Raw genomic sequence first — 13,001 nt, 5'->3', positions numbered from 1 at the left:
CCCGCTGTGGCCGATCTGCCACTTATTAGAAAGACGCGGAAATGAACCACCGTCTCCGCATCGCCCTCTACCAGCCTGACATCGCCGGCAACACCGGAACAATCCTGCGCTTCGCCGCCTGCCTCGGCCTTGGCGTCGACATCATCGAACCAGCCGGCTTTCCGCTCTCCGACAAAGCGCTCAAGCGCGCCGGGATGGACTACCTCGAAATGGCTGCCCTGACCCGGCATGTCGACTGGAACGCCTTCGAAGATTGGCGCAAGGGCCAAGCCTGCCGGCTGGTGCTGCTCACCACCAAAGCCGCGACCCCCTATACGGGCTTCAGCTTCGCCCAAGGCGACATCCTGCTGTTCGGCCGCGAATCCGCTGGGGTGCCGGATCCTGTCCATCAGGCGGCGGATACGCGGCTGACGATCCCGATGCAGCCGGGCACGCGCAGCATCAACGTCGCGCTGTCGGTCGCCATGGTCGCCGGTGAAGCCATCCGGCAGCTCGGCTAGACCCTTCAACGCGTTGTCGTCATCGCCAACGGCCGTTGCGTCTTGCATCATTCTCACCCAGGCGCACATCGCCTTCTCCTCAATTACCCTATCGACATTTCCTGGCTACAAGCTCAACTTAAGTTGAGGTCAAGCGGAAAATCGAGATGGCTCCGGTAAAGGAATTGACGGTCGGCCAGTTGGCCATGCGCAGCGGCGTGGCGGTGTCGGCGCTGCATTTCTACGAGGCGCGCGGGCTGATCCGCAGCCACCGCACGTCGGGCAACCAGCGGCGCTATGGCCGCGACGTGCTGCGGCGGGTGGCAATCATCCGGATCGCCCAGGAGGTCGGCATCTCGCTGGCCGAGATCGGCGCCGCACTTGAATCGCTGCCAGAAGGCCGTACCCCGACGCGCGAGGACTGGAACCTGTTGTCGACCGGCTGGCGCGACGACCTCGATCGCAAGATCACTCAGCTAAAGAAGCTGCGCGACGGCCTTACCGACTGCATCGGCTGCGGCTGCATGTCGATCGACAAATGCCCGCTGCGAAACAGGGAAGATCGCTTGAGTGCGCAAGGGCCGGGCGCAAGGCGACTGCTTGTGGAATCCTAATCCGCCGCGGGCAGCCGCCGTATGGTGAATTCGATTACGTCGCCCGGCCGCTCGAACCAGCTTTCGATCTCGGTCCAGTAGGCCTGCTTTGGAAAACGCTCGAACCATTCCTTGGCCTTGAGCCGCGCATCCGGGCGCGGCAGGACGAAGGTCTCGCGCAAAAACCCGTCACGCGGCATGCGCTCGCGCTCGGCGCGTGAACGATCGAGCCTTTTCTTCAGGCCATGCAGCGGCGGTCTTGCCGGCGTGCGCATGAAAGAACTCCTGGGCCGAACCAGATGACACTTGACCCTTGCCCCTAGGAGATTAGGGATCGCGCCCGGAAAAGGCTAGTGGTCCGATTCCAACATTCGCCTCCCTAGTCCCCAGGCGCCGTTGCGAATGTTGGAATCACAAGGACCGCTAGCAAGTTTATGTTTCTGGTGGAGTTTTCGAATTTGACATTTGCATCGTGCCCTGCGCCACGCTGTGTGCAAATGTCAAATTCACTCCACTAGGTCCTTTGTCGGCCGCGACCGGAGACAGCATTTTGGAACGACCAGAAATACCGGCAGGCCTGCCACCCGACATCGAACAGAAGAAAATGAAGGCTAGGCTCTGGTTCGAGACGCTGCGCGAGCGCATTTGCACAACCTTCGAGCAGATCGAACAGGAACTGCAGGGACCACTGGCCGAATGGTCGCCCGGCAGCTTCGAGAAGACGCCGTGGGAACGCGACAATGGAAAGGGCGGCGGCGGCGCCATGTCGATGATGCGCGGCCGCGTCTTCGAGAAGGTCGGCGTCCATACTTCGACCGTCTATGGCGAATTCTCGCCCGAATTCAGGAAGCAGATGCCCGGCGCCGAGGAAGACCCGAGCTTCTGGGCATCAGGCATTTCGTTGATCGCGCATCCCTGGAACCCCAACGTGCCGGCCGTGCACATGAACACCCGCATGGTCGTGACGTCGCGCCACTGGTTTGGCGGCGGCGCCGATCTGACGCCGGTGCTCGACCGCAACTGCACGGAAGATCACCCCGACACGGTCGCCTTCCATCGAGCCATGCAGTTCGCCTGCGAGAAGAACGCTGCGATCGCCGACCACCCCAAATTCAAGGCCTGGTGCGACGAGTATTTCTATCTGCCGCACCGCCACGAGCCGCGCGGCGTCGGCGGCATCTTTTTCGACTGGCTGCATTCGGGGGAGGAGAAAGGCGGCTGGAATGCCGATTTGAACTTCGTTCAGGATGTCGGGCGTTCTTTCCTTGTCGTCTACGGACACCTGGTTCGCGCCCATTTCAACGAGAACTGGACCGACGACGACCGCGACGAGCAGCTCATTCGCCGCGGCCGTTACGTCGAATTCAACCTTCTTCACGATCGCGGCACCATCTTCGGCCTGAAGACCGGCGGCAATGTCGCTTCGATCCTGTCCAGCCTGCCGCCGGAGGTCAGGTGGCCGTAAAAAATCGGTGAGCGAAACGTGAGCCGCATTGACGTCCCATTCGCCGAATCTGGGCAGCCAATGTGGCATCGCCATTATCTTTTTCGTCTAATAGGCAATTGAAATAAACGACTATTTGTCGTTTCGGGCCGGGAAGCGCCGGCGGTTCAGTCCCGAACCGCGACACGACGCTACCGGACGGCCCTGAACAAGGCGGAGCATTTTCCAAACGGATGCCCGCATTTCCAGGAGTATTACATGCGAAAGCTCATTGTTTCGGCAGCCGCCGCTGCCCTTCTCGCTTCCGGCTCGATTGCCTTTGCCGCGGTCAAGCACACCACGGGCACGGTCAAGACCTATGATGGCACGGCCATGAGCCTCGTTCTGGACGATGGATCCACCTTCACGCTGCCCCAGACCTTCAAGGATCCAGGCTTGAAGGCCGGCGAAAAGGTCCGCGTTTCCTGGGACATGAGCGGCAAGAACAAGGTTGCCGAGTCCGTCAAGATCGTGAAGTGATGGGGACAAGACCGAACGGTCTTGCCTTGGCTTAGCCTGACAAGAGGGGGCGGAGCAGCGCTGCTCCGCCTTTTCGCACCCACGGCAACCAAAACCGTCGAACCGTGTTATGCTAGCTCCCCCGTGCGTGCCCCCGAAACCGACTGCTGTGACAGGGCGCGGAACAGAGATGGCGGAGCTTCGTGTGCCCATGAGAGGCACAGGCTCCAAGGAGGAAAAGGAGAAAACCCCATGAAGGAATTCCATTGCGGCTCGCTGGTTCCCGGCTGTGAGTGGCACACCCGTGCCGGTGAGGAAGCCGAGGTCATGCGCCGCGCCGTCGACCATATGCGCGAGACACATGGCGAAACGGTCATTCGCGAGACGATGATCGAGGCGATCCGCTCGCGCATCGAGAAAGTTCGCGACGCGGCCTGAGCAGTCCTATCTGGCCTTCAGGGCTTCCGCGGCGCGCTCCAGCAGCGCGTCGCGATCGAGCGCAAAGCCGGACCCGATCCATTCCTTTTCCAGGTTTTTCAGAATCGCACCGAGTATTGGCCCCGGCGACGCGCCAAGCGCCGTCAGATCGCCGCCCTTGACTGGGAACACCGGTTTTTCCCATTTCAGCGCAAAAGCGAGCAGGCGCGAAAACCCGCCGGCCTGAACCAGCGCGTCATTGTCCTCGAGAGCCCGCGCTCGCGCCGACGCCAGCGACAGCCGCAGGCGATCGAGAAAACCCTGGCGCTCGCCGGAATAGAGTTTCTTGGCCAGTTCCGCTTCGCTTGTCTTGGGCTCGACGGCAGCCGTCAGCGCCCAGTGGCGCAGGCGCTCCGCCTCAGTGGTCGAAAGTTTCAGCCGCTCGGCCAGTGTCTTCATCCTCTCCGCATCGGGCGGCACGATCGCCTCCAGCCTGAGCAGCGGGTCCGGCGCCCAGCCCAGATCCTTTTCTGTCTTGGTCAGCCCATGAATGGCATCGATGCCCCATTTCTCGCTTTCCGGCAGGGCGCTGGTGAGCACGCCGGCCTGGCGCATCCACAGCAAGGCGCGCGACGGATCTGGGGCCGATAACAACTTCTTCAGCTCGGACCAGATGCGTTCGGCCGAGAGATGGGCGAGACCGTCCTTGAGCCGGGCGCAGGCCTTCAATCCCTCGGCATCGGGCCGACCCTCGCCATACCAGGCGAAAAAGCGGAAGAAACGCAGGATGCGCAGATAGTCTTCGCGGATCCGCTGCTCCGCATCGCCAATGAAGCGCAGCCTTCGTGCCTCGATATCGCCGACGCCGCCAACCAGGTCGACCACCGTCCCGTCAGCCTCCGCATAGAGCGCGTTGATGGTGAAATCGCGCCGTTCGGCGTCGGCCTTCCAGTCGCGGCCGAACGACACTTTGGCGCGGCGGCCATCGGTCTCGATGTCGGCGCGCAGCGTGGTGACCTCATAGGGCGCGCCGCCGGCAATCACCGTGATCGTGCCGTGCTCGATGCCGGTCGGCACCGCCTTGAAGCCCGCCGCCTCGGCCCGGCGAACGGTTTCCTCGGGCAGGCAAGTGGTAGCAACATCGATATCGGCGACCGGCTGCCCAATCAGCGCATTGCGCACCGCGCCGCCCGCGATGCGGGCTTCCTCGCCGCCCTGCGCCAGCACGGCAAGCAGCCGCTGCAGATGCTTTTCACCCAGCCAGTCGGCTCTGCCCGCCAGCGATACCGGATCACTCAAGCATAGAGCCTTTCATAGAGGGTGCGGATGATGCCGGCGGTGACGCCCCAGATGCGCTGGCCGCCATAGGGCATATCGTAGAAGAACCATTCCAGATCGTTCCACATGCGGCTGTCCCTGGTGTGGTTGGCCGGATCCATCAGGAACGAGAGCGGCACTTCGAAGGCGGCATCGACCTCGTCGGCATTGAGCGACAGCGTAAAACCGGGCTGCACGACCGCCAGCACCGGGGCGATGCGATAGCCGCTGCCGGCGACATAATCGGGCATGCGGCCGATGATCTCGATGCGGTCATGGCCGAGGCCGATCTCCTCGAATGTCTCGCGCAAGGCCGCTGCTTCCGGGGTCGCATCGGTGGGATCAATGGTGCCGCCGGAAAAAGCCACCTGCCCCGAATGGCTGCGCAGTTTTTCCGCCCGCTTGGTCAAAAGCACGGTCGCATCGCGTCCATGATCGACGACCGGGATCAGCACTGCGGCGTCGCGCAGCGCTTTGAGCTGCGTCAACCGTGGATGGCCGGGGTTGAAGCGATGATCGCCATAATCGTCGCCGGCATGGGCTTCAGCTTGCGCCGCGACCCGCGCGCGAAAATCCGCTGTGGAAAACGGCGGCGGCCTCACCTGATCCATCATGCGCTCAGCCGCTTCAGTTTTTCCGCCGGCATGATCGGATAGATTTCGCCTTTCGAGCGTACGGCAAACATCGTCTTGCCGCCGATATCGATCTCCTCGCCATGCTCGACCAGTTCGTACATCACCGGCCGCGCCACCAGCGCTTCCAGCCTCCCGCGCACCAGCACATAGGGCTTCAGGCCGCCGGTCTCGTTCTCGTCGACGAAGCGCAGCGGATGGCCAGGTCCGGCCTCGACGACATCGCCGACATTGGTGCGGAAAGTGATGGTCTGCTCGGCGCCGGCGCCGGAAACATCCATTTCAACCGCGATGAAAGGCGCGTCCACGACGCGGATGCCGACCCGTTCGACCGGCGTCACCAGATAGGTCCTGCCATCCTCGTCCTTGCGCAGCACGCTGGAAAACAGCTGCACCAGCGGCATGCGGCCGATCGGCGTGCCGAGATAGAACCACGTTCCGTCTTGTTTGATCTCCATGTCGAGATCGCCGCAAAAGTCGGGATTCCAGCGCTCCACCGGCGCCGCGCCCTTGCCGGCGCGAGCCGCACGCGAGATCAACGCTTCGAGACCGCGCGCCTCGGTTGCGGCAGCAAGGCTGTGTTCGCGATGTTCGGAGCGTTCCGTCATGGTCACGAAATAGTCACTGTTGTTCCGCTTGTCAGCCTAAGTCTGTGATTTAAATTCATTCGTAGGCGCCAGGCGAAGCCGAATCGCGGCATTCTAAGGCACTACAGTGCAAGCCGGTACTTCCAGCACAAGGATCGATGCGGCATGAGCGTAATGGTCAAGGAAAGCCCAATCAGCGAAAAGGACATGATCGCCCAGGCCGAGACGGCGCTGGCCGATATTTCCAGGGTACGCGACGGCGTCGGCCGTGTCATTTTCGGCCAGGAAGTGGTGGTCGAGCGCACGCTGGTGGCGCTGCTTGCCGGCGGCCATGCGCTGCTGGTCGGCGTGCCCGGCCTTGCCAAGACCAAGCTGGTCGAAACGCTCGGTGTCGTGCTCGGCCTCGATTCGCGCCGCATCCAGTTCACACCCGACCTGATGCCGTCGGACATTCTCGGCTCAGAGGTGATGGAACAGGACGAGGCCGGCAAGCGCTCCTTCCGCTTCATCTCCGGCCCGATCTTCGCGCAATTGCTGATGGCCGACGAGATCAACCGCGCCTCGCCGCGCACCCAGTCGGCGCTGCTGCAGGCGATGCAGGAATATCACGTCACCATCGCCGGCATTCGCCACGACCTGCCCGCGCCCTTCCATGTACTGGCGACGCAAAACCCGCTGGAGCAGGAAGGCACCTATCCCCTGCCCGAAGCGCAGCTCGACCGCTTCCTGATGCAGGTCGACATCCTTTATCCCGAAATCGAGGCCGAGCGGCGCATTCTGCTGGAGACCACCGGCATCGAGGACGCCAAGGCGCAAAACGTGCTGCAGCCGGCGCGGCTGAGGGAAATCCAGACGCTGATCCGCCGTATGCCGGTGCCCGAAAGCGTCGTCGACGCCATCCTCAAACTGGTGCGTTCGGCGCGTCCCGGCCAGGGCAATGCCGAGACCGACAAGCATGTCGCCTGGGGTCCCGGCCCGCGCGCCAGCCAGGCGCTGACGCTGTGCGCCCGTGCGCGCGCGCTTTATGACGGGCGGCTGGCGCCGTCGGTCGACGATATCCGCGCGCTGGCCGAACCAGTGCTGCAGCACCGCATGGCGCTGACCTTTGCCGCGCGCGCCGAGGGCACGACCGTGCGCGACGTGGTGGCGAAACTGGCCAAAGGAATCTGATGGCGCGTATCGGCGAAGTCCAGGCACCGGCAGCGACGCGCGACGCGCTCGCCAGGGGCCGGTTGCGGGCTTCGCTGGTGCCGGACCTGCTGGTCGAGGCGCGCCGTATCGTCAATACGGTAATTGCCGGCTGGCATGGCCGCCGCAAGCGCGGCATCGGCGAGAATTTCTGGCAGTTCCGCCCCTATGTCGAAGGCGATTCCTCGCGCATCGACTGGCGCCGTTCGGCCCGGGACGACCACACCTATGTGCGCGACCGCGAATGGGAAGCAGCCCACACGGTGTGGCTTTGGGCCGACCCCTCGCCCTCCATGCTCTACAAATCGACTGGCGCCAGCGTTTCCAAGGAATCGCGCGCGCTGGTGCTGGCACTGGCCATGGCCGAATTGCTATCTCGCAGCGGCGAGCGCATCGCATGGCCCGGCCTGACAGATCCGTTCACCGCCCGCAACGGCGCCGAGCGCATCGCAGCGCAATTGATGCACGCCGCGGACCTGCCAGCAAAGCCTGACCTGTCCGCCATCCGCCGCTTCTGCGACATCGTCGTCGTGAGCGATTTCCTCGACCCGGTCGAGGAGACCATGGAATGGCTCGATGTGCTGGCGCGGCATGGCGTGCGTGCGCATCTGATCGAGGTTGCCGATCCGGCGGAGGAGACCTTTCCTTATGCCGGCCGCACCGAATTCACCGATCCCGAGACCGGCGACAAGTTGACCGCCGGCCGCGCCGAAATGCTCGGCGACGAATACCGCCTGCTCTACACCGCCCGCCGCCAGGAGATGGCCAGCTGGTGCAAGCGCCTCGGCTGGAGCTACACCGTCAACCACACTGATCGCCTCGCTTCCGAGGCGCTGGTGCGCATCCACATGGCGATGACCGCCGATGGCGCATTCGTGGGAAGGGCCGGCGCATGAGCTGGCTGCCGCTCTCCTTTGGCGCTCCCATGGTGTTGTGGGGCCTGCTCGCGCTGCCGGTGATCTGGTGGCTGCTCAGGCTCACACCGCCCAAGCCGCAGTCCGAAATGTTTCCGCCGCTGAAGATCCTCGCTCGCGTGCTGAAGCGCGAGGAAACGCCGCAGCAGAGCCCGTGGTGGCTGACGCTGCTGCGGCTGTTGATGGCAGCCCTTGTTGTCGCGGCATTAGCCGAACCCGTTTTCAATCCGCGCGAAAAATTGCCGGCCGAGGGCGCCGCCCTGGCGCTCGTCATCGACAATGACTGGGCGAGTGCCGCCGACTGGGGCAAGCGCGTCGCCACCGCCCAGCGGCTGATCGCCGATGCCGGTTCGAACGGCGTACCGGTCGTCATCGCCTTCACCGCCGAAAAGCCGAACGCCGAGATCGGCCCCTTCGATGCGGCGGCTGCCCTCGACCGGCTGCGCGCCGCCAAGCCGAGGCCGATCCCGACCGACCGACCCGCTGTCTATGCCCGCGTCGCCGGCGTGCTGGGAACCTTGCCCGGCGCCAGCGTTGCCGTTCTCACCGACGGCCTTGCGGCAAAGGGCGACGAGGCCGCCTTCAACACACTGCTGTCGAAAAACGCCGCCCGCGTCGTCTGGGCCAATTCCGACCGGCTGGCGCTGACTGGGCTCACTGGCGCCGAAAATCAGGTCGACGGCTTCGCCCTGACCGCCATCCGCGCGCCCGGCGATCCGGCGCCGGCCCAAGTCACAGCCGGCGCCTTCGACGATAAGGGCCGCCGCATCGCCGACGCGACGCTGACCTTCGCGCCGGGTGAGACCACCGCCACCGGCACGATGGGGGTGCCGTTCGAACTGCGCAACGACTTCGCCTCGATCGCGCTCGACGGCGAACGCCAGGCAGGTGCGGTGCGCGTGCTCGACGAAAGCTCCAAGCGCCGCCGCGTCGGACTTTTATCGCAGGCCGAGGCCGACCAGGCGCAGCCGCTTCTGTCGCCGCTCTATTACATCAGGCGGGCGTTGCAGCCTTTCGCCGATCTGGTCGAACCGTCGAGCGTCGATCTCGCCGACGCCATCCCGCAGCTTCTCGACCAGAAGCCGGCGATGATCGTCATGGCCGACATCGGCACCATTCCGCCGCAGGTCCATCAGCGGCTGGTCGACTGGGTCGACAATGGCGGCACGCTGGTGCGCTTCGCCGGTTCGCGGCTGGCCGCCGCCGGCAATGACGACGACCTTCTGCCGGTCAGGCTGCGCACCGGCGAGCGCTCGCTTGGCGGCGCGCTGTCATGGACGACGCCGCAAGCGGTGACCGAATTCCCGAAGAACGGCCCGTTCGCCGACCTCGCACCGCCGGCCGAGGTCACGGTGAGCCGGCAGGTGTTGGCCGAACCGACGCCGGACATCGTCGAACGCACCTGGGCAACTCTTGCCGATGGCACCCCGCTGGTGACCGGGTTGAAGAAGGGCAAGGGCACGCTGGTTCTGTTCCACATCACCCCGGAAGCGACATGGTCGACGCTGCCGATCTCCGGCAGCTTCGTCGAGATGCTGCGGCGCATTGTGCAACTGTCGCGCAACCAGGGTGCGGCGGTTGCCAACGCTGAAGCCGCTGCTACGTCGCTGGCGCCTTATCGCATGATAGCCGCCGACGGCACTTTGGTGCCGCCGACGCCGGACGCGCGACCGCTGGTCCCCGGCGCCGGCTCGCTGCCGGTGACGTTCGAGAACCCGCCCGGCCTCTATGGCTCGGAAACCGGCGTTTTCGCCCACAATCTGCTCGACCCGGCCACCGCCTTCGCGCCGCTGGTGCGCCCGCAATTCACAGTGCCGGTGACCAATATCCAGTACGCTTTCGATGAATCGCGCGACCTCAAGGGATCGCTGGTCACAGCGGCACTTGTGCTTATGCTGCTCGACACGCTGGCGGTGTTCTGGATGGGCGGGCTGATCTCGCGCCGGCCGCGCCGCGCCCGATCGGCCGCGGCAACGACAACTGCGCTGCTGCTTGGCCTTGGCATGCTGTTTGGCCATGCCGACCTCGCCCGCGCCGACGACGCCAAGCCCGGCGATGCCGCCGCTATCGAGGACATTGCCAAGACCCGCATCGCCTATGTGCTGACCGGTGTGCCCGGTGACGATTCGATCAGCCGCGCAGGGCTCGAAGGCCTGACCCGCTTCCTGATCGAGAAGACCGCGCTCGAGCCGGGCGCGCCGGCGGGCGTCGATATCTCGAAGGACGAGCTTTCCTTCTATCCGCTGATCTACTGGCCGATCGACCCCTCCGCGCCGATGCCGAGCCAAGCCGCGATCGCCCGCATCGACGCCTATATGCAGCAGGGCGGCACGGTGCTGTTCGACACGCGCGACCAGTTCGCCAACGGCATCGGTGCGGATTCGGCGAGCCCGGCGACGGAACGGTTGCGCGACATTCTCGGCAATCTCAACGTGCCGCCGCTGGAGCCGGTGCCCGCCGACCATGTGCTGACCAAATCCTTCTTCATCCTGCCCGAATTTCCCGGCCGCTTCTCCGGCAGCCCGCTCTGGGTGGAAGCCTCGCTCGAGGCCAGCAATGCCGAGAATCGGCCGGTACGCGTCGGCGACGGCGTCTCGCCGATCCTGATCACCGCCAATGATTTTGCCGGCGCCTGGGCCGTCGACGAGAATGGTGACCCGCTTTTGCCGACCGTGCCATCGGATCCGATGCAGCGCATCTATGCGCTGCGCGCCGGCGTCAACATCATGATGTACATGCTGACCGGCAACTACAAATCCGACCAGGTGCACGTGCCGATCCTGCTCGAACGGCTGGGGCAGTAAGCCTATGAACTGGTCGGTTTCCTTCGAACCGCTGCTGTCCTGGCCCTTGCTGGCTTTGGTGCTCGCACCGCTGCTGGTGCTGGCGGCTGTCGGCTTGTGGTTTCGCCAGCGCGGCGCGATCTTCCGCTTCGCGGCGCTGATTGCGCTGGGCGCAGCACTCCTCAATCCGGTCTTCCTCGATGAGGAGCGCGAGGCGCTGAAGAGCGTCGTTGCCGTCATCGTCGACCGCAGCCAGAGCCAGGATATCGGCGACCGGACCAAACAGACCGACGAAGCGCTTGCCGGTTTGCAGCAGCGCCTTGGCCGCTTCAAGCAGTTCGACGTCCGCGTCGTCGAGGCCGGCAAGTCGGAAGCTGCCGACGAGCTCACCGAGACCAAGCTTTTTGCAGCGCTTGAAGGCGCCTTCCGCGACGTGCCGCCCTCGCGCATCGGTGGCGCCATCATGATCACCGATGGCGAGGTGCATGACGCCCCGGCCGCCCCCGACTTCAATGCGCCGCTGCACGCGCTGATCACCGGCAACGAGCACGAGAAGGACCGCCGCATCCGCTTCGAGAACGCGCCGCGCTTCGGCCTCGTCGGCAAGCCGCTCGACATGACCTACCGCGTCATCGCCACCGACGGCGAAACCGGCCCGGTCGATGTCCGCGTCTCGGTCAATGGCGAGCAGGTCGCGGTCGAAGAGGCGACCATCGGCCAGGCGATGCCGCTGCAGGTGACCATCCCCGGCGCCGGCCGCAACATCGTCGAACTCTCCATTGACCGCGAGCCGGGCGAACTGACCGACGCCAACAACCGCGCCATCGCGCTGATCGACGGCATCCGCGAGAACTTGCGCGTGCTTTTGGTTTCCGGCGAACCGCATGCCGGCGAGCGCACCTGGCGCAATCTGCTGAAATCCGACGCCTCGGTCGATCTCGTCCATTTCACCATTCTGCGGCCGCCGGAAAAGCAGGACGGCACGCCGATCAACGAACTGTCGCTGATCGCCTTCCCGACCCGCGAGTTGTTCGTCGAGAAGATCAAGGATTTCGATCTCATCATATTCGACCGCTACCAGCACCGCGACGTGCTGCCGATCCTCTATTACGACTACATCTCCGAATACGTCGAAAAGGGCGGCGCGCTGCTGATCGCCGCCGGGCCGGAATATGCCGGCGACTCCTCGATTGCCCGCACCCCGCTAATGTCGTCGCTGCCGGCAATGCCGACCGGCGAAGTCATCGACAAGGCCTTCTATCCGCGCCTCACCGATCTCGGCCAGCGCCATCCGGTGACGCGCGGCCTCGACGGCTCGGCGACCGAGCCGCCGCGCTGGAGCCGCTGGTTCCGCACCATCGGCGTGCAGAACCCCGAAGGCGAAGTGGTGATGAAGGGCGCCGACAACCGCCCGCTGCTTCTGCTCGATCATAAGGGCGAAGGCCGCGTCGGCATGCTTCTGTCCGATCAGGGCTGGCTATGGGCGCGCGGCTTCGAGGGTGGCGGGCCGCATGTCCAGCTTTACCGCCGCATCGCCCACTGGCTGATGAAGGAACCTGAACTCGAGGAAGAGCGGCTGACCGCCGACGGCCGCGGCATGATGCTGGAAATCCGCCGCCAGACGATGAGCGACGATCCCGGCCCGGCGCAGGTGATCACCCCTTCGGGCAAGGCGCTGATCGTCAAGCTGGAGAAGTCCGAACCCGGCGTTTTCCTGGGCAGCATCGAGACCAAGGAGATCGGCCTCTACCAGATCGGCAATGGTGACCTGACCGCACTCGCCCATGTCGGCCCGGTCAACGCGCCGGAATTCTCCGACGTCGTCTCTACCGAGGACCGCTTGAAGGCTCCGACTGAGGCCACGGGCGGCAGCGTGCGCCGGCTGGCGGCCTCCTCCACCCTTGGCCAGCTCACCGGCAGCGTCGCCCTGCCCTCCATCGTCCCGGTCCGCGCCTCCGGTGCGGCCTCGGGCGCAGACTGGATCGGCCTGCGCAGCACCGACGACAGCGTGCTCAAAGCCGTCTCGCGCGTACCCCTGTTCGGCGGCTTCCTCGGCCTTTGCCTGCTGCTGCTGGCCATGGGCGCGATGTGGTACAGAGAGGGAAGGTAAGGATCCCTTCTCCGTCACTATACGGGGAGAAAGACGCTC

The 13,001-nt window shown here is 64.8% G+C and carries 13 protein-coding genes; 9 read left to right on the top strand and 4 right to left on the bottom strand.

The window, feature by feature from the left end; translation table 11 throughout:
• Window positions 1-41 precede the first annotated feature (41 nt).
• Window positions 42-500 (top strand): tRNA (cytidine(34)-2'-O)-methyltransferase, encoded by a 459-nt coding sequence (locus NKL06_RS24600; RefSeq protein WP_023691594.1) that lies wholly within the window; start codon window positions 42-44, stop codon window positions 498-500.
• Window positions 501-646: 146 nt separating this feature from the next.
• The gene (soxR, locus tag NKL06_RS24595) at window positions 647-1,093 is read left to right on the top strand and encodes a redox-sensitive transcriptional activator SoxR (RefSeq protein ID WP_023691595.1); all 447 of its coding nucleotides are present in this window, start codon (window positions 647-649) and stop codon (window positions 1,091-1,093) included.
• On the opposite strand, the gene NKL06_RS24590 is transcribed toward soxR, so the two are convergent.
• Window positions 1,090-1,347, bottom strand: a complete 258-nt coding sequence (locus tag NKL06_RS24590) for a hypothetical protein (RefSeq protein WP_023683688.1) — start codon at window positions 1,345-1,347, stop codon at window positions 1,090-1,092. The two genes, soxR and NKL06_RS24590, sit on opposite strands and share 4 nt — an antisense overlap.
• Before the next feature lie 275 nt (window positions 1,348-1,622).
• Here NKL06_RS24590 and hemF point away from each other — a divergent pair, with 275 nt between their 5' ends.
• The 3 genes from hemF to NKL06_RS24575 all read left to right on the top strand — a co-directional run bounded on the left by hemF (window position 1,623) and on the right by NKL06_RS24575 (window position 3,452).
• Window positions 1,623-2,537, top strand: a complete 915-nt coding sequence (gene hemF / locus NKL06_RS24585) for an oxygen-dependent coproporphyrinogen oxidase (RefSeq protein ID WP_023691596.1) — start codon at window positions 1,623-1,625, stop codon at window positions 2,535-2,537.
• Window positions 2,538-2,774: 237 nt separating this feature from the next.
• Window positions 2,775-3,035, top strand: a complete 261-nt coding sequence (locus tag NKL06_RS24580) for a DUF1344 domain-containing protein (RefSeq protein WP_023691597.1) — start codon at window positions 2,775-2,777, stop codon at window positions 3,033-3,035.
• Window positions 3,036-3,266: 231 nt separating this feature from the next.
• On the top strand, window positions 3,267-3,452 hold the full coding sequence (locus tag NKL06_RS24575; RefSeq protein WP_023670013.1) for a DUF1059 domain-containing protein: 186 nt from the start codon (window positions 3,267-3,269) through the stop codon (window positions 3,450-3,452).
• 6 nt (window positions 3,453-3,458) lie between these two features.
• Here the strand turns inward: NKL06_RS24575 and NKL06_RS24570 are convergent, their stop codons facing one another.
• From NKL06_RS24570 to NKL06_RS24560, 3 genes are read right to left on the bottom strand one after another with little or no spacing between them, the layout of a single operon-like run.
• Window positions 3,459-4,730, bottom strand: a complete 1,272-nt coding sequence (locus tag NKL06_RS24570) for a CCA tRNA nucleotidyltransferase (RefSeq protein WP_023691598.1) — start codon at window positions 4,728-4,730, stop codon at window positions 3,459-3,461.
• Window positions 4,727-5,359, bottom strand: coding sequence for a CoA pyrophosphatase (locus NKL06_RS24565; RefSeq protein ID WP_023691599.1), 633 nt, complete (start codon window positions 5,357-5,359; stop codon window positions 4,727-4,729). Before NKL06_RS24565 ends, NKL06_RS24570 begins: the two co-directional genes overlap by 4 nt.
• Entirely contained in the window at window positions 5,359-5,988 is a 630-nt protein-coding gene (locus tag NKL06_RS24560) for a DUF1285 domain-containing protein (protein WP_023670010.1), read from the bottom strand. The genes NKL06_RS24565 and NKL06_RS24560 overlap by 1 nt, the downstream gene beginning before the upstream one ends.
• 144 nt (window positions 5,989-6,132) lie before the next feature.
• Between NKL06_RS24560 and NKL06_RS24555 the strand changes: the two genes are divergently transcribed.
• From NKL06_RS24555 to NKL06_RS24540, 4 genes are read left to right on the top strand one after another with little or no spacing between them, the layout of a single operon-like run.
• Complete coding sequence (locus tag NKL06_RS24555; protein WP_023670009.1) at window positions 6,133-7,137, top strand: AAA family ATPase; 1,005 nt, start codon at window positions 6,133-6,135, stop codon at window positions 7,135-7,137.
• Window positions 7,137-8,051 carry a DUF58 domain-containing protein gene (locus tag NKL06_RS24550; protein WP_023683683.1) on the top strand — a complete coding sequence of 305 codons (915 nt, stop codon included), beginning with the start codon at window positions 7,137-7,139 and terminating at the stop codon, window positions 8,049-8,051. The genes NKL06_RS24555 and NKL06_RS24550 overlap by 1 nt, the downstream gene beginning before the upstream one ends.
• Window positions 8,048-10,873, top strand: coding sequence for a DUF4159 domain-containing protein (locus tag NKL06_RS24545; protein WP_023691600.1), 2,826 nt, complete (start codon window positions 8,048-8,050; stop codon window positions 10,871-10,873). The genes NKL06_RS24550 and NKL06_RS24545 overlap by 4 nt, the downstream gene beginning before the upstream one ends.
• A gap of 4 nt (window positions 10,874-10,877) precedes the next feature.
• The gene (locus NKL06_RS24540) at window positions 10,878-12,962 is read left to right on the top strand and encodes a membrane protein (RefSeq protein ID WP_023691601.1); all 2,085 of its coding nucleotides are present in this window, start codon (window positions 10,878-10,880) and stop codon (window positions 12,960-12,962) included.
• Window positions 12,963-13,001: the final 39 nt, after the last annotated feature.

The organism is Mesorhizobium sp. C268A, from assembly GCF_040324475.1.
Lineage (GTDB): Bacteria > Pseudomonadota > Alphaproteobacteria > Rhizobiales > Rhizobiaceae > Mesorhizobium.
The sequence above is the reverse complement of the archived record's forward strand: the minus strand, read 5'-3'. Positions and strand labels throughout refer to the sequence as shown.